Source organism: Paraburkholderia caledonica (genome assembly GCF_000383275.1).
GTDB classification, from domain to species: Bacteria; Pseudomonadota; Gammaproteobacteria; order Burkholderiales; family Burkholderiaceae; genus Paraburkholderia; species Paraburkholderia caledonica.
The window spans coordinates 192,715-209,068 of the sequence record NZ_KB911040.1; the positions used below are offsets into that span (position 1 = coordinate 192,715).

13 protein-coding genes are annotated in these 16,354 nt (G+C 64.0%); 10 read left to right on the forward strand and 3 right to left on the reverse strand.

Annotation, left to right across the window (positions count from 1 at the left end):
- Positions 1-354 precede the first annotated feature (354 nt).
- The 8 genes from fusA (at position 355) to H281_RS0121080 (ending at position 11,158) form a co-directional block, all read left to right on the forward strand.
- A complete protein-coding gene (gene fusA / locus H281_RS0121045; protein WP_027804816.1) occupies positions 355-2,460 on the forward strand; it encodes an elongation factor G in 2,106 nt (701 codons plus the stop codon).
- Between the two features lie 214 nt (positions 2,461-2,674).
- Positions 2,675-3,199: a cupin domain-containing protein gene (locus H281_RS0121050; protein WP_020069129.1), complete on the forward strand. Its 525-nt coding sequence runs from the start codon at positions 2,675-2,677 to the stop codon at positions 3,197-3,199.
- Positions 3,200-3,216: 17 nt separating this feature from the next.
- On the forward strand, positions 3,217-4,245 hold the full coding sequence (locus tag H281_RS0121055; protein WP_020069130.1) for a HoxN/HupN/NixA family nickel/cobalt transporter: 1,029 nt from the start codon (positions 3,217-3,219) through the stop codon (positions 4,243-4,245).
- A gap of 364 nt (positions 4,246-4,609) precedes the next feature.
- The gene (locus H281_RS0121060; RefSeq protein ID WP_020069131.1) at positions 4,610-6,283 is read left to right on the forward strand and encodes an ABC transporter substrate-binding protein; all 1,674 of its coding nucleotides are present in this window, start codon (positions 4,610-4,612) and stop codon (positions 6,281-6,283) included.
- A 41-nt stretch (positions 6,284-6,324) separates the two neighbouring features.
- Positions 6,325-7,332 carry an ABC transporter permease gene (locus H281_RS0121065; RefSeq protein ID WP_020069132.1) on the forward strand — a complete coding sequence of 336 codons (1,008 nt, stop codon included), beginning with the start codon at positions 6,325-6,327 and terminating at the stop codon, positions 7,330-7,332.
- Complete coding sequence (locus tag H281_RS0121070) at positions 7,329-8,198, forward strand: ABC transporter permease (protein WP_020069133.1); 870 nt, start codon at positions 7,329-7,331, stop codon at positions 8,196-8,198. Before H281_RS0121065 ends, H281_RS0121070 begins: the two co-directional genes overlap by 4 nt.
- Entirely contained in the window at positions 8,195-10,429 is a 2,235-nt protein-coding gene (locus tag H281_RS0121075) for an ABC transporter ATP-binding protein (protein WP_020069134.1), read from the forward strand. The genes H281_RS0121070 and H281_RS0121075 overlap by 4 nt, the downstream gene beginning before the upstream one ends.
- A 246-nt stretch (positions 10,430-10,675) precedes the next feature.
- On the forward strand, positions 10,676-11,158 hold the full coding sequence (locus tag H281_RS0121080) for a hypothetical protein (protein WP_020069135.1): 483 nt from the start codon (positions 10,676-10,678) through the stop codon (positions 11,156-11,158).
- A 133-nt stretch (positions 11,159-11,291) separates the two neighbouring features.
- On the opposite strand, the gene H281_RS0121085 is transcribed toward H281_RS0121080, so the two are convergent.
- A complete protein-coding gene (locus H281_RS0121085; protein ID WP_020069136.1) occupies positions 11,292-12,137 on the reverse strand; it encodes an aldo/keto reductase in 846 nt (281 codons plus the stop codon).
- A gap of 207 nt (positions 12,138-12,344) precedes the next feature.
- Between H281_RS0121085 and H281_RS0121090 the strand changes: the two genes are divergently transcribed.
- Complete coding sequence (locus H281_RS0121090; protein WP_020069137.1) at positions 12,345-13,091, forward strand: GntR family transcriptional regulator; 747 nt, start codon at positions 12,345-12,347, stop codon at positions 13,089-13,091.
- Between the two features lie 42 nt (positions 13,092-13,133).
- Here H281_RS0121090 and H281_RS0121095 read toward each other — a convergent pair whose 3' ends face one another.
- On the reverse strand, positions 13,134-14,552 hold the full coding sequence (locus tag H281_RS0121095) for a CoA transferase (protein WP_020069138.1): 1,419 nt from the start codon (positions 14,550-14,552) through the stop codon (positions 13,134-13,136).
- 128 nt (positions 14,553-14,680) lie between these two features.
- Between H281_RS0121095 and H281_RS0121100 the strand changes: the two genes are divergently transcribed.
- On the forward strand, positions 14,681-15,910 hold the full coding sequence (locus H281_RS0121100; RefSeq protein WP_020069139.1) for a citrate/2-methylcitrate synthase: 1,230 nt from the start codon (positions 14,681-14,683) through the stop codon (positions 15,908-15,910).
- 71 nt (positions 15,911-15,981) lie between these two features.
- Here the strand turns inward: H281_RS0121100 and H281_RS0121105 are convergent, their stop codons facing one another.
- Positions 15,982-16,287, reverse strand: coding sequence for a DUF2917 domain-containing protein (locus tag H281_RS0121105; protein ID WP_020069140.1), 306 nt, complete (start codon positions 16,285-16,287; stop codon positions 15,982-15,984).
- Between the last annotated feature and the right edge of the window lie 67 nt (positions 16,288-16,354).

Consider the following 16,354-nt stretch of genomic DNA (forward strand, 5'->3'; position numbering starts at 1 on the left):
CGCGGCAGTTCGCGGGTCGGTCATCGCGCAGTGGTCCGCGGCAAACATCGCCCCGTTTCGCAGCGGCAGCGCGCCTGAAAAGCCAGCCGCTTTCGCCAGATAGACCACCATGAAGCCGTCGCCTTTCCAAGGGCGGCGGCTTTTGTCATTCTTGCCGCGCACTCCCTGTCATTCTTGCATCGCGGCACCGCCGCCCCCCGCCCCCGCCCGGCCAGCCCTCGCCTGGCAAGATTCCTGCAAAAGACGGGCCGACGCGCTATCCTAGTATTCTTAGCAATGCAGCATCCCGCGGTCCGGGCGGCACAGACTGCCGCCCGCCAACCGTTTCAGGCGCGCTATTCCAAGGAGGTTCACGTGCCCCGCAAGACTCCCATCGAGCGCTACCGGAATATCGGCATCAGCGCTCACATCGATGCCGGCAAAACCACCACCACCGAACGCATCCTGTTCTACACCGGCGTGACCCACAAGATCGGTGAGGTTCACGACGGTGCGGCGACGATGGACTGGATGGAACAGGAGCAGGAGCGCGGCATCACGATTACGTCGGCAGCCACCACCGCCTTCTGGAAAGGTATGGCCGGCAACTATCCCGAGCATCGGATCAACATCATCGACACGCCGGGGCACGTCGACTTCACGATTGAAGTCGAGCGCTCCATGCGCGTGCTCGACGGCGCCTGCATGGTCTACGACTCGGTGGGCGGCGTGCAGCCGCAATCTGAAACCGTCTGGCGTCAGGCGAACAAGTACAAGGTGCCGCGCATCGCGTTCGTCAACAAGATGGACCGCGTCGGCGCAGACTTTTTCCGCGTGCAGCGGCAGATCGGCGAGCGGCTGAAGGGCGTCGCGGTGCCGATCCAGATTCCAATCGGCGCGGAAGAACACTTCCAGGGCGTGGTCGATCTCGTCAAGATGAAGGCGATTTTCTGGGACGAAGAAAACCAGGGCATCAAGTTCGAATACCGCGACATTCCGGCGGAGCTCGCTGACACCGCGAAGGAATGGCACGACAAGATGGTCGAGGCCGCCGCCGAGGCGAACGAAGAACTGCTCGATAAATACCTGGGCGGCGAAACGCTGACCGAAGAGGAAATCAAGCACGGCATTCGCGCGCGTTGCATCGCCAACGAGATCGTGCCGATGCTGTGCGGCAGCGCGTTCAAGAACAAGGGCGTGCAGGCAATGCTCGACGCGGTGATCGACTATCTGCCGTCGCCGGTCGACGTGCCCGCGATTACCGGTCACGACGAACACGACAAGGAAATCGAGCGCCACCCGAACGACACCGATCCGTTCTCGGCACTCGCCTTCAAGATCATGACCGACCCGTTCGTCGGCCAGCTGATTTTCTTCCGCGTGTATTCGGGCGTCGTGAATTCGGGCGACACCGTCTACAACGCGATCAAGGAAAAGAAGGAACGTCTCGGCCGCATCCTGCAAATGCACGCGAACGAGCGCAAGGAAATCAAGGAAGTGTACGCGGGCGATATCGCTGCGGCCGTCGGCCTGAAAGAAGCGACTACCGGCGACACGCTGTGCGATCCGAACAACGTGATCATCCTCGAAAAGATGATCTTCCCTGAGCCCGTGATCTCGCAGGCCGTGGAGCCGAAGACCAAGGTCGACCAGGAAAAGATGGGCATCGCGCTCAACCGTCTTGCGCAGGAAGATCCTTCGTTCCGCGTGCAAACGGACGAGGAATCCGGCCAGACGATCATTTCCGGCATGGGCGAGCTGCACCTCGAAATTCTCGTCGATCGTATGAAGCGTGAGTTCGGCGTGGAAGCGACCGTCGGCAAGCCGCAGGTCGCCTACCGCGAAACGGTGCGCAACAAGGTCGAGGACGTCGAGGGCAAGTTCGTCAAGCAATCGGGTGGCCGCGGTCAGTACGGCCACGCGGTGGTGACGCTCGAGCCGGCGCCGCAGGGTAAGGGCTACGAGTTCGTCGACGCGATCAAGGGCGGCGTGATTCCGCGCGAATACATTCCGGCGGTGGACAAGGGCATCCAGGAAACGCTGAAGGCCGGCGTGCTCGCGGGCTATCCGGTGGTCGACGTGAAAGTGACGCTGACATTCGGTTCGTACCACGACGTCGACTCGAACGAAAACGCGTTCCGCATGGCCGGTTCGATGGCGTTCAAGGAAGCAATGCGCAAGGCGAAGCCCGTGCTGCTCGAGCCGATGATGGCCGTCGAGGTGGAAACGCCCGAAGACTTCATGGGCAACGTGATGGGCGATCTGTCCAGCCGCCGCGGCCTCGTGCAAGGCATGGAAGACATTGCGGGCGGCGGCGGCAAGCTGGTGCGCGCCGAAGTGCCGCTCGCGGAAATGTTCGGCTACTCCACGTCGCTGCGCTCGGCCACGCAAGGCCGCGCTACCTACACGATGGAGTTCAAGCACTATGCTGAAACCCCGAGCAACGTCGCCGAAGCCGTGATCAACGCGAAGCACAAGTAGGCGCTTGCGCTAATGAAACAAGCCTGCGTGCCGCAGCATGGCCACTCAGGCTGACCGGCCAAAGCCCGTCCTTCATGGACGGGCTTTTTTTTCGTCCACGAATACGCAGGCGGTCACTCGCCCCACGGACGTTTTTTTAACGTGTAAAAATGCCGAACGGCGCCGCGGCCCTTTCCACGACGAATGTCAAACGCAAGCCACGAGGAGACATGCGATGAGCCAGGATCACGAACATCCGCATTACAACGACGAGCGCGACAAGCAGGAGGCTGCACCCGTCGATTGGCGCGAGCACGGCGTCAAGGTGATTCGGGGCGATCAGCTCGACACCAACACCGCGCAAACGCCAGGCATGAATCGCGCGGCCGCGATCAATGCCGCACGCGTCGGCGCGCAGAAAATCTGGGCCGGCACGGTGACGATCCATCCGAATGCGAAGACCGGCGCTCACCATCACGGCGCGCTCGAAAGCGTGATCTATGTGGTGCGCGGTCAGGCGCGGATGCGTTGGGGTGAGCATCTGGAGTTCACCGCCGAAGCCGGTCCTGGCGACTTCATCTTCGTGCCGCCGTATGTGCCGCATCAGGAAATCAATGCGAGCACCGACGATCCGCTCGAATGCGTGCTCGTGCGCAGCGACAACGAAGCGGTCGTGGTCAATCTGAATATCGACGCAGTAGAACAACCTGAAGCGGTGTATTGGGTCGATCCGATTCACAAACATCCGCACGATCACTAATCACTCTGACGCGACTCATGACGCCGACTGCTTCGCTGCGCCCTCGCCTTCTCATGCTGTACACGGTTCTGATCGCGGCCAATCTGGGCGCATGGGCATGGGCGCTGATTGCGTTTCGCCACTATCCGCTGCTGCTCGGTACGGCGCTGCTGGCGTACGGTTTCGGTCTGCGCCATGCAGTCGACGCCGACCACATCGCCGCTATCGACGCCGTCACGCGCAAACTGATGCAGACCGGCAAGCGGCCGCTCGGCGTGGGCCTGTCGTTCTCGCTCGGACATTCGAGCATCGTGATTCTCGCGACGCTCGGCATCGCGTGGACCGCGCATTCGTTGCACGGCCGCTTCGAGACGTTCAAGGCCGTGGGCGGCACCATCGGCACCCTTGTTTCGGCAACATTCCTGCTCACGCTCGCGGCCGTGAACCTCGTGATTCTGCGCGACGTGTGGCGGCGTTATCGTCATGTCCAACGTGACGGCGAACTGGCTGCTGCTGCGTTGGACACTGACCATGCAGCCGGTCCTGGAGGCCTGTTGTCCCGCGCGTTGCGGCCGCTGTTCCGCCTCGTGACCAAAAGCTGGCATATGTACCCAGTCGGCGTGCTGTTCGGACTGGGCTTCGACACGGCAACCGAGATCGGCTTGCTGGCAATTGCCGCGTCCGAAGCCGGCAAGGGTTTGCCGTTGTATTCGATCCTGGTCTTTCCAGCGCTTTTCACCGCAGGCATGACGCTCGTCGATTCGACGGATAACGTGCTGATGGTCCATGCATACGGCTGGGCCATGGACGACCCCAAACGCAAGCTCTACTACAACGCGAGCATTACCTTCGTGTCGGCGGTCGTCGCGATCGTAATCGGCGGCGTAGAAGCGCTGGGTCTGCTGTCCGACAAGCTCGGTCTGAACGGGGGGATATGGGATGCGGTGACGAACGCCAATGAGCAGTTCGGCGTGCTCGGCTACGGCATCGTCGCGGCGTTCATGGCGTGCTGGATCGGCTCGGTGCTGTTTCATCGCTGGAAGCGCCCAGCCATCGCGGCGCGGTAATTGCGTCCGCATCGACGCGCGCGTGCGCCGCGGCCGGTAAGCTTTCCATAGCTACCGCGCCGGTTCGTCCACTGCAGCGCCGACAGTCGCAGGCGCGCCGCGCGAGAGGCGCCGAACGTGCCACAGCGATGTCGCGCCGACCGTTGTGATGACGACACACACCGGCCCTTTTATTCGCGGATCGCCAACACGACATCGCCGCAAGCGCTCCAATCCGCGAGCAATCGCTTAAACTGAAGCCGCCTAATATCGTCACAAGCATCGCCACAAGCATCGCCGCAATCGTGCCGCCTCGCAGCCTGACTGTCGCGCATCCGGCGCGGCTTCTCAGAACCGGCAACCGAACGGACTGGACATTCCATCGATGAAGACTCCCGCTGACCGATTCCCCGCTCTCGACCTCGCCCGCAGCACCGCCGACGCGTACGGCAATCACGCCATCGACGAATTTCTCGCCGGCCGTATCACTCGTCGCGATCTGCTGCGCTACGCGAGCGTGATCGGCTTGTCGCTCGTTGGCGGCGGCGTGCTGAATCTTCCGGCAGCGCACGCACAAGGTCAGGCAAGCGCGGGCGGTCCGTCGAACCAGACGATTCGGGTCGCGCATCTGACGCCTGCGGGCGCCGTCGACCCATTGACAGTGACCGATGCCGCGAGTCTCGCGTTGCTGAATCAGACCGGCGAATTCCTGATCGACGACGACGGCGAAAAGCTCATGCTGAAGCCGGCCCTCGCGCTGTCCTGGAAGCCGAACGACAAGGGCGACGTGTGGACGTTCAAGCTGCGCGAGAACGTCAAATTCCACGACGGCCAGCCCTTCACGGCGAAAGACGTGGTCGCGACATTCGACCGTCTCGCCGACCCGGCGACCGGCTCGGCGGCACTCTCGGTGTTGAAGGGCGTGTTGTCGAAGGGCGGAGCGAAGGTGGTTGACGATCACACCGTCGCGTTCCACCTGGACGCACCGAACGGCAATTTCCCGTACTACGTTTCCTCGGACAATTACAACGCCGTGATCTTGCCCGCGAACTACGCGGGCGGCTATGAAAAGAGCTTCATCGGCACCGGTCCGTTCAAGTTCGAAAAGTATCAGCCGAAGGTCGGCGCATCGTTCGTGCGCAACCCCGACTACTGGGGCGAGAAAGCGTTACCGCAACGCGTACAGTTCTCCTTCTATGCGGACCAACAAGCGCAACTGCTCGCATTGCAAGGCCATCAGGCCGACGTAATGGGCACCTTCACCGTGCAAGGCGGCGCGGCCATTCTGAACAATCCCGACTACAAGGCAATCGGCGTGAAGTCGAGCGCGCATCGGCAGATTCACATGCGCAACGACAACCCGCTCTTCAAGGACAAGCGCGTGCGTCAGGCGCTTGCGCTATCGATCGATCGCGAGGTGCTGGTGCGCGGCCTCTTCAAGGGCCGCGCGCAACTCGGCAACGACAGTCCCTTTGCGCCGGTGTTTCCGTCGTCCGATGCGGGTGTTGCGCAGCGCAAGATCGACGTAGCGAAAGCGAAGCAACTGCTCGCGCAAGCGGGCGTGCCCAACGGTTTCGACGTGACGCTCACCACTGAAAAGTACATGGAGATTCCCGACCTTGCGGTCGTGGTGCAGAACGCGGCCAAGGCGATCGGCGTGCGCATCAATCTGAAGGTGGAGAGCCAGTCGCTCTATTACGGCGCGGGCACGCCGGGCAAATCCGACTGGCTCGACTCGCCGCTCGGCATCACCGACTACGGTCATCGCGGCGTGCCGAACGTGTTTCTGAATGCGCCGCTCACGAGCAGCGGCACGTGGAATGCCGCGCACTTCAAGAACCCGCAATACGATCAACTGGTCGCGCAATTCGTCGCGGCCATCGACCTCGCATCGCAGAAGAAAATCTCCGGCCAGATCCAGACGCTGCTGCTCGACGAAACGCCGATCATCATCCCGTTCTTCTACGATCAGTTGATCGCGATGCGCAAGGGCGTGAACGGCGTGCGCTTCACCGCGCTCGCGCAGCTCTATTTCGACCGCGCGGTGTTGAGCGCGTAAGCGTCTCGCATCGGCGCGCAATTCTTCGGCAAGCGTTCACGATGTCGACCACAGTGAGTTCTCCCGCCTCGACCCCGAAAGGCAACGCCGGCCGCGTCGTGCGTTTCCTTGCGACGCGCGTGGGGCTGTCGCTGATCACGCTATGGCTGCTGTCCGTGATCGTGTTCGCCGGCGGGCAACTGCTGCCCGGCGATATCGGGCGTGCGGTGCTCGGGCCGCTCGCCGACGCGCGCGCGGTGGCGGCGCTTAATCATCAACTCGGCGCTGACCGTCCGCTGACGACGCAATACGTCGAGTGGATTTCGCATTTCGTGCGAGGCGACATGGGACTTTCGTACGCTTATCGCGAGCCGGTGAGACCGTTTATCGCCGATGCACTTGCGCATTCCGCGAAGCTTGGCCTGCTCGCGTTCATCGTCGTGGTGCCATTGGGCATTGCGGGCGGCGTGTGGTCCGCAATGCACGCAGGACGCTGGCTGGATCGCACGATCAGCATTGCGGGTTTGTCGGCGACCGTCGTGCCGGAATTCGTGTCGTCGATCGTGCTGATTCTCGTGTTTGGCGTGTGGCTGCGCTGGCTGCCTATCGAAGCTGCGTATGCGCCCGACGCCGGTCCGCTCGAACAACTGCGTCATCTGATCCTGCCGGTACTGCCGCTGGTGCTGGTGTTCTTCGGCTATATCGCGCGGATGGCGCGTGCCGGCACCGTTGAAGCGCTCGACGCCGACTACACGCGCACAGCGATCCTCAAGGGCTTGCCGCGTCACACCGTGATCTGGCGGCACGTGTTGCGCAACGCGCTGCTGCCGACCATCACCGTGGCCGCCACTCAACTCGGCTACATGATTGGCGGCCTCGTGGTGGTCGAGACACTGTTCCACTATCAGGGCATCGGCTCGCTGATCTACAACGCCGCGAAGGCGAAGGACTTCCCGATGCTGGAGGCAGGTGTGCTGACCGTCGGCGTAGTCTATACCGTCGCCAATCTCGTTGCGGATGCGTTGCACGTGCTGCTCAATCCGCGCCTGCGCGTGAGGAGCGCCGAATGAGCACCATTGTTCCGCCGGCCGCGCCGCGCGCCGCAAGCGAGCCGCGCTTCGATCAGTTGCGTGTGTTGCTTCGCTCGCCGACGTTCGTGGTGGGCGTGCTCATCGTCGTGTGGTGGATCGTATGCGCGATTGCCGGACAATGGTTCGTGCCTGTCGATCCGTATGCGTCCGACCCGCTCAATTCGCTCATGCCGCCCGACCGTACGCACTGGTTCGGCACTGACCAGTTGGGCCGCGATGTTTTCTCGCGCGTGATCGTCGGTGCGCGCGACATTCTCACGATTGCGCCGCTCGCCACACTGCTCGGCACAGTGGCGGGTACGTCGCTAGGTCTCGTCGTCGGTTACTTCGACGGCTGGGTCGATAACGTCGTGGGCCGCGCGATCGACGCGGTACTCGCGCTGCCGCTCGTGATCGTCGCGCTGCTCGCGCTTGCTGCGGTGGGCGCGTCGAACCTGACCGTGATACTCGTGATCGGCATCACCTTCACGCCGATTACCGCGCGCACCGTGCGCGCCGCCGTGTTCGCCGAGCGGCATCTCGACTACGTCGCCGCCGCGCAACTGCGTGGCGAACGAGCGCCCTACATCATGTTCGCGGAAATTTTGCCGAACGTGCTGCCGCCGATCATCGTCGAGGCGACCGTGCGGCTCGGCTATGCGATCTTCGCCGTGGCCACGCTGTCGTTTCTCGGCTTCGGCATTCAACCGCCGTCAGCCGACTGGGGCCTCGCGCTTTCCGAGTCGTACACGCTGATGGCGGGCGGCGCGTGGTGGACCGTCGTATTCGCGGCGGGCGCGATTGCCACGCTGGTCGTCGGTGTGAATCTCATCGCCGACGGCGTACAAGGCGTGCTCGACCGATGAACGGACCTCCGCCCTCCTCGTTCCCCGCCTTCGACGTGTCGAAGAGCGACCGCACGGATGCGCTGACCGTCGTCGGCTTGACGGTCACATACCGGATGCGCGGACGCGATCGCGAAGTGTTGCAGGACGTATCGTTCCGTGTGCGTCGCGGCGAAGCATACGGGCTCGTCGGCGAATCGGGCTGCGGCAAGTCGACCGTCGCGATGGCGGCGCTGCGCTATCTGCCGCGCAACGGCAAGGTAAAGGCGGGCAAGATCGTCATCGCCGGCGCCGACGTCAACAAGCTCGACGCCGACGCTTTGCGCACGATGCGCGCCAACACCATTTCAATGGTCTATCAGGACCCGGCGCGCGCGCTGAATCCGTCGTTGACCATCGCGCGGCAAGTGTCCGAAGCGTTCGAAGCCGCCGGTGTCGCGCCCGATGAAGCATTGCAACGCTCGCTCGAGATGCTGCAGCGCGTGCGCATTGCATCGCCGGAACGGGTGATGGACAGCTATCCTCATCAATTGTCGGGCGGCATGCAGCAGCGCGTGGTGATCGCGATGGCGCTCGCGTCGAACCCGGCACTGCTGATTCTCGATGAGCCGACCACCGGGCTCGACGCCACCGTCGAAGCGGAAGTGCTCGACCTGGTCGCACAACTGCGCGCGGAACTCGGCACCGCCGTGCTGTTTATCAGTCACAACCTCGCGGTGATCGGGCGAATGTGTGAGCGCGTCGGCGTGCTTTACGCGGGCAAGCTCGTCGAGGAGGGCGCGACGCAAGACGTTTTCACGCGGCCGCGTCATCCGTACACCGTGGGACTGTTGCGCTGTCTGCCCACCGTGGGACGCAGCAAGGATACCGAGCGGCTCGATACCATTGCAGGCGGCCTGCCCTCGCCTGGCTCGGTGACTCAAGGCTGCATCTACGCAGAGCGCTGTCGTCTCGCCGACGACCGGTGCCGCCGCGAAGCGCCGCCGCCGTACCGCGTCAGCGCGGCGCATGGCGATCAGATGTCACGCTGTCATTATCACGAGCGCGCGATCGAGTTGCCGCGTGCGCTCGCGCAAGCATTGCCCGAGCATGACCTTGCGAATGCGGACAAGAACCCGCGAGAACTCGTCTTGCGCGCCGAGAATCTATCGAAGACTTTCCATGTGTCCGGCACAGCGCTGCGCGCCGTCGACAAGGTTTCGCTCGATCTCGCGGCCGGCGAAACGCTGGGTCTCGTCGGCGAATCGGGCAGTGGCAAGACCACGCTCGCGAAACTGATGCTCGGCCTTCTTGCACCGGACGCAGGCAGCGTGCTCGAACTCGACGGCGCGCCGCTCGCCGCGCGCGTCACACGGCGCAACGACGAGCAGGTCAAGTCGCTGCAGATCGTATTCCAGAATCCCGACTCGGCGCTTAACCGCGCGCATTCTGTGAAGCGGCTGATTGGCCGCGCGTTGTCGCGTCTTGCGGCGCTGCGCGGCGCCGCCATCGACGAACGGCTTGCTACGTTGACGGCCGCCGTGCGTTTGCCGGAGCGCTATCTCGGCTCGCGCACGCGCCAGCTTTCCGGCGGACTCAAGCAACGCGTGGCCATTGCGCGCGCGTTCGCCGGCGAGCCGCGCGTGGTGGTGTGCGACGAACCCACTTCCGCGCTCGACGTCTCGGTGCAGGCGGCGATCCTCAATCTGCTTGCCGATTTGCAGCGCGAGCGTGGCGTGAGCTACGTGTTCATCTCGCACGATCTGCACGTCGTACGATATTTGTCCGATCGCATCGCCGTGCTGTATCTCGGCAGACTGCTTGAAATCGGACCGGCCGCGGCGGTATTCGACGGGCCGCAGCATCCTTATACGGAAGCACTGCTGTCTTCCGTGCCGACACTCGACGGCCACGCGAGCGTGGCCCGCGTTCGGCTGTCGGGCGATCTGCCGAGCGCCGCGTCGCCGCCGTCCGGCTGCGTGTTTCACACACGTTGTCCACGCAAGCTCGGCGCGATCTGCGAACAGCAGGACCCGCCGTTCGCCGAGGCGGCCGATGCAGCGTATGTGTCTCAAGCGACCGGCTCAGCACGCGAGGCTACGAGCCGCATCGGCCGCAAGCATCTGATCCGCTGCCACATTCCGGCCGACGAACTGCGTGCACTACAAACCGCATCGCGCGACCAGGCAAACGACCAGGCACGCGGCGAAGCGAGCGACGTTGCCCGCGACAAGCCCGCGAGTCCCGCCAACGGTGCCGGACGCGACTCATAGCGCTACTTCACAATCATCGTTCGCGGCCGTGCTGCTGCCCATTGTCGAAGCTCACGCATGGCGGCTTTCTGCGTTTGCTTCGGAAGTCGCGCACTGCGGCGAATGCGCTAGTGCCACCTCCGCTTTCTCGCCTGCATGCCGGCATGCGCGACAAATGCCACAAGCCGGCGCGGCGCATACGTCCGGAACCAAAGCGCGGCAATTGCCTCATATCAGTTTCTACGTTCGATATGAGGGCACCACAACATGCAACGAAACGTCCCCTGCTCCGCGGCACGCGCGGTCGTCGGCTTCGCAGCGGCCGCTGCTCTGAGCTTCGCCTCGCTCGCCAATGCGCAGACCGGCGCGCAAAGCACGGCACCGACGGCGCAACCGCTGTCGCCCACGATGTCGCAAGCCGCGCCGCCTGTGGACCCCACCTTCTCTGCATACTCGCTTGCGCAAGCCTGCAAGCAGAAGAACGATAACGTCGCACACGGTCAATGCGTCGGCGCGATCCGCGGCATCATCCACGGTTATCAGTACGGTGTGCTGTTCCTCGGTCAGCGCGCGTCCTTGCCGGCCAACGAAACCCAGCGTGTGTCGCTGTGTCTGCGCAATACACCGGTTTCTTCGATCGTCGACGAATTCGTCGCGGACGCGGGCCAGGTCAACGAAGATTCGCTCAAGCACACACCCGCCGAAGTCGCGGTGCTGGGCTCTGTGCACCTGCATCACAATTGCAATTGACGACACTGAGCGGCGTCGCGCACGGCGATTTTCCTGCCGCGGCTTCGTGTGCGTAGTACGCGGCGCGTCAAGAATGCTCTGAACGCCGCCGGGCGCTCACTGCGCCGCGATACCTCTGCGGCGCGCGCCTGGCTCAGAGCATTTCAAGCGGGCGCTTGCCGCGTGGCGGCTTGAAATAGCTGTCGATGGCCGCGAGTTCCTGAGCGTCGAGCCGCAGCTGCAGCGCCCGATGATTGTCGCGCACGTGCTCGACGCGGCCCGTCTTCGGAATGGCGAACACGCCCGGCTGCTGCAGCACCCACGCGAGCGCCACCTGAAACACGGAGACGCCGCGCGCGCTGGCGATGTCGTCGAGCGGCGAGCGTTTCGGCAGACGTGCGTGATCGACGGGACTGTAGGCCATTGCCGGCATATTGCGCTCGGCGAGCCACGGCAACAGATCGAATTCGGGGCCGCGCCGCGCAACGTTGTAGAGAATCTGGTCCGTCGCGCACGCCGTGCCGCCGGGCGTAGCGATGAGTTCTTCCATGTCCTCGGTATCGAAGTTGCTCACGCCCCAGTGGCGGATCTTCCCCGCGTCGCGCAGCGCTTCGAACCCGGCGACCGTTTCTTCGAGCGGGATCGAACCGCGCCAATGCAGCAGGTACAGATCGAGCCGATCCGTCTTCAGACGTTTGAGGCTCTGCTCGCAAGCAGCGATCACGCCGCGCCTGCTTGCGTTATGCGGATAGACCTTGCTGACGAGGAACACCTGATCGCGCAGCCCCGCGAGCGCTTCGCCCAACAACAGTTCGGTTGCGCCGTCGCCGTACATTTCCGCGGTATCAACGAGCGTCATGCCAAGCTCGACGCCCAGGCGGATTGCGGCGATCTCGGCCGCGCGGCGTGCCGGCTGCTCGCCCATTTCCCACGTGCCTTGCCCGAGTTTGGGGATGCGCTCGCCGTCGGGCAGGCTCACGCTTGCGATATCGGTCGTCATGCTGACTCCTGAGGTGACTGAGTGTGGACTGTGGCCGAACGTGTGACCACGCGCCGGCGTCGAACCAACGCACGGCGGTGCTGCGAGAAAGCGTATCGACGAGTTTAGCGGTTGCAGGACCGGCCGACAGGCCATCAGGCAAAAGCCCGCTATAACGTAGCGCGCCGATGTCTTAGAATTGCTCCTCGCCCTTCTAGCGTAAGCCCCATGACCTCTGCCTCGGAAGACCGCTGGCGCGATCTGCGCCCGGACCCGGAAAACGACACACCGCTTTATCTTCAACTTGCCCGCAAGCTTGGCACGGCCATTCACGAGAACCGCTGGAACGCCGGCGAGGCACTGCCGTCGGAGCGCGTGCTTTCGGAGGCGCTCGGCGTCTCGCGAATCACTTCACGTAAGGCTATCGCGCTACTCGTCGAGCAGGGATTGATTCGACGCACGCAAGGCGCCGGCAGTTTCATCACACCACGTTATGAAGATCCGCTGTCGCGTCTGTCGAGCTTCAGCGAAATGTTGCGGCGGCGAGGTTTTACGCCAAGTTCGAAATGGCTGTCGCGTGAAATTCTGCCGGCCAATCGCGAAGAGGTAATCCAACTCGGGCTTTCGCCGGCTGCGGCCGTGACGCGGCTGCGGCGTTTGCGTCTCGCCGACGGCATCGTGATGGCGGTCGAGAATTCCACCTTCCCCGCTGCGGTAATTCCCGATCCGCAGGCGATCGGCGATTCGCTTTACACCTATCTGGAGAATCGCGGACTGACGATCGTCCGCGCACTGCAGCATTTCCGCGCGGTGAATGCGAGCGAGGAGATCGCGCAGCAAATGAGCATCGCGCCAAACGAAGCGCTCCTGCTGATTACGCGCGTCGGATATACGGCCGACCAGCGCGCTATCGAATTGACCGACACCTATTGCCGCAACGACTACTACGATTTCGTCGCGGAACTGCGCAAATAGCCGTGTCTGTCTCGGGCGGGCCTACGCAGCGACGCAGTTCCGTTACAGCCACTTCGCGTCGTGCGCGCCGATGCGCGACGGCGGCAGCCCGAGGAAAGCCGGCGTCTCCTCCAGTTGTTCGGCCGGTTGCACGGCCTGTACGCGACCGAATTCGGAGTCCACTGTGACGAGGCAGTCGCGCACGTCATCGAGCGAAACATCGGGTGCTTGCCACCCGTCGGCGATCTCGCCGAACGATTGCAGCCACTGGCCCGTCTGCGCGAGCGAAACTTTGACGTGCCAGCTTCCGCCTTCGATGGCGCGTCGCGCCAACGCAGCCATGGCACCGAAAGCGGCGAGATAGCCCGTCGCGTGATCGAGCGCCTGACACGGCAGATGTCTCGGCTCGGTCGATCCGGCTGCGGATTGCTCGGTCATCGCGATGCCGCTCGCGGACTGCACGAGACTATCGAAACCGCGTCGCGAGGCCCATGGTCCCTCGTATCCATACGCACACACCGACACATAGACAATGCCGGGCCGCAAGCGCGCCACGTCCTCGGGACCGAATCCGCGCGCGGCCAGCGCTCCAGGCCGATACGCCTGCAGAAAGACGTCGGCGTCGCGCGTCAAACCGCGCAACGTCTCGCGCCCCGCCGCGTCGCGCAGATCGACCACGGCCGAGCGTTTGCCGCGCCCGTTGTCGATCACGAGCGGCGCAATGTTCGGCAGATGCGGCCCGTTGATCATCAGCACCTGAGCGCCATGCTGGGCAAGCGCTCGCCCGGCCACCGGCCCCGCGATGATGCGCGACAGGTCCAGCACCCGCACGCCGGACAGCGGCCGGCTGCCAGTATTGCGCGATGACGGCTCGAACGACGGCGGGGATTTGGGCAATGCCGGCGGCGCATCGCCGATCCGCTCTATTTCGAAGAGCGGCAAACCCGCGATCGCTTTCGCCTGTTCGAGCGCGGCCCATTCGCCGGGCGTGCGGATCAGCGCGGCGCACAGGCCCGCATCGGCGAGAGTCTGATCGAGCGTGGCGCCGTCCCAGCCGCGAATTGCCGCCGCGACTGCGGCACGATCGTTCTGGCAACCGAGCACCTTCAACACGCCGTTCAGATGATGCGCGAAATTCGTATGCAGCTGGATCCAGCGGCCATCTCCCGTCTCGTAGAAACCCGTCACCGGATCGCGCAGCGCAGGCGGCGGCCCGTCGTCGACGCGCAGGTAACGTTCGCTGCGGAACGAAGCCAGCGCGCGCCGCATGTCCACCGTCACTCGCTGGCCGTGCCTCGTGCGCAACCGATGGTACTCAGCCGCCGCCAAACCCACCGCTGCGATGGTCGCGGACGCCAGCGCCCCGACGCGAAATACCGACGGCAAGCCCGGCTCCGAGCCGGTGAAATGTACGGAACGAAGCGCGGCTGGCTCGCAGTTCGCGAGGCTCCAGATGTGGTCGAGCGCGAGTTCGGGCGTCATGTTGTTCACAGTCGAGTAACGGGGATGCGATCGAGTCTAGAATCGCGCCTTGTGTTAATCAATCTTGATTGTGATAATCAACATATATTGATTTCTTTGGTTGAACTCTACTTTTGCCGCGCATTCCTATGCCTTTGCCCGACTCGTTGACCGCCCGCGAAGCCGCCGCCGAACTCGGCATCGGCCTCGCCACGCTATATGCGTATGTGAGCCGGGGCTTGCTGACCTCGTCGCCGGACGCACAAGGCAAGCATCGCCGCTACGACGCGCGCGAGGTGCGGCGGCTCGCGCGGCGCAAGGAAGACGGCAAACGCGCGGGCAAAGTCGCGCAGAAAGTGTTGGACTGGGGCGTGCCGGTGCTCGAATCGTCGATCACGCTGGTCGCACACGGACGCCTGCTGTATCGCGGGCATGATGCGACGGCGCTCGCGCGCACTGAATCGCTGGAAGACGTCGCCGCGTTGTTGTGGGAGTGCAGCGCGGCGCGCATTGCAGATGCGCCGGCCGTGCCGATCGCCGCCGCTCAGTGGGCCACGTGGCTGAAGCTGTGGGGCGACAATACGCCGCTCGATCGCGCGCTTGTTCTGTTGCCTGCGGCGGCGGCGCAAATGCCGCGGGTGTGGGCGCTCGGTCGCGATGCGCAGCTGGACAGCGCCTGCGCCGTGATGCGGCTGCTGGCCGCCGCAATGATCTCGGCGCCGCCGTCGAATGCACCACTGCATCGGCAATTGGCAACGGCTTGGCAGGTGCGCAGCCGTCAGCAAGCGGGGCTGCTGCGCGCGGCGCTTGTCGCGTGCGCGGATCACGAACTGAACGCGTCGACGTTCACGGTCCGCTGCATCACGTCGACGGGCACTCATCTGTTCGGCGCGGTCGCGGGCGGTCTCGCCGCGCTTGCGGGCCCGCGTCACGGCGGAGAAACCGTGCGCATTGCCGCGCTATTGGACGAAGCCTCACGCGCCGCCGATCTCGATCGTTACCTGGCTACCCGTTTGTCGCGTCACGAGCAAGGCACGCAAGGGCCGGTGCTGTCGGGCTTCGGGCATCCGCTTTATCCGGAAGGCGACCCGCGCGCGCGGCTTCTGCTGGACTTGTTGCAAGACTGTGCGCCGGCCCGCTCGCCGCTCCATCAGGTGCTGGCGCTCGCGCGAGTGGTGCGCGATACGACCGGCGCGGAGCCGACCGTCGACTTCGCGCTTGCGGCCATCGAGCGTGTGCTCGGCTTGCCGGCGGGCGCCGCCTTCACACTTTTCGCTGTGGGGCGAGTGGTCGGGTGGATTGCGCACGCAATGGAACAGGCGCGCGACGGCAGCCTGATCCGGCCGCGAGCACGTTATGTTGGCGAGCTCGAGGCTTGAGCGGCGGGAAGCCGCCCCTCGCGCCTGTACTTCTGCCGGCACTTCTGCCGGTATTTCTGCGGTTCCATCTGTCAGGCAGCGCCGAGCCAGCGCGGCAGCCAGTTCGGTGTCGGCGAACCGAGCATCGGCTTGATGGTTCCGCGCTCCGATCCGCTTGCGAGCGCGAAGCGCGCGCCATCACGCCCGGCGCTAATCCATGCCACGGCCCGGCGCGGCAACTCGATCGATTCACCCGTGGCAAGCCAGTAGTCTTCACTGTCGCCTTCGACCGTCAGCCAGATCTCACCCGAGATCACCTTGAAAGTAGACGGGCGCGCAACATGCCAGGCCGCGGCCGGCTCTTCATGTTCCAGTTCGAAAATCCGCACTTCACGCATTGCCGTTCTCCTTCAAAAGGGCTTCTCTGTTGTATCGATTATTGACGTGCGATGATCGAATACCCAT

Excerpts from the sequence above, each read along its gene's own strand:
- H281_RS0121055 (WP_020069130.1), top strand. The coding sequence starts at position 3,217 with ATGACGCCGACTGCTTCGCTGCGCCCTCGCCTTCTCATGCTGTACACG.
- H281_RS0121100 (WP_020069139.1), top strand. The coding sequence starts at position 14,681 with ATGCCTTTGCCCGACTCGTTGACCGCCCGCGAAGCCGCCGCCGAACTC.
- H281_RS0121070 (WP_020069133.1), top strand. The coding sequence starts at position 7,329 with ATGAGCACCATTGTTCCGCCGGCCGCGCCGCGCGCCGCAAGCGAGCCG.
- H281_RS0121105 (WP_020069140.1), bottom strand. The coding sequence starts at position 16,287 with ATGCGTGAAGTGCGGATTTTCGAACTGGAACATGAAGAGCCGGCCGCG.
- H281_RS0121095 (WP_020069138.1), bottom strand. The coding sequence starts at position 14,552 with ATGACGCCCGAACTCGCGCTCGACCACATCTGGAGCCTCGCGAACTGC.
- H281_RS0121060 (WP_020069131.1), top strand. The coding sequence starts at position 4,610 with ATGAAGACTCCCGCTGACCGATTCCCCGCTCTCGACCTCGCCCGCAGC.
- H281_RS0121065 (WP_020069132.1), top strand. The coding sequence starts at position 6,325 with ATGTCGACCACAGTGAGTTCTCCCGCCTCGACCCCGAAAGGCAACGCC.
- H281_RS0121075 (WP_020069134.1), top strand. The coding sequence starts at position 8,195 with ATGAACGGACCTCCGCCCTCCTCGTTCCCCGCCTTCGACGTGTCGAAG.
- H281_RS0121090 (WP_020069137.1), top strand. The coding sequence starts at position 12,345 with ATGACCTCTGCCTCGGAAGACCGCTGGCGCGATCTGCGCCCGGACCCG.
- H281_RS0121080 (WP_020069135.1), top strand. The coding sequence starts at position 10,676 with ATGCAACGAAACGTCCCCTGCTCCGCGGCACGCGCGGTCGTCGGCTTC.
- H281_RS0121050 (WP_020069129.1), top strand. The coding sequence starts at position 2,675 with ATGAGCCAGGATCACGAACATCCGCATTACAACGACGAGCGCGACAAG.
- H281_RS0121085 (WP_020069136.1), bottom strand. The coding sequence starts at position 12,137 with ATGACGACCGATATCGCAAGCGTGAGCCTGCCCGACGGCGAGCGCATC.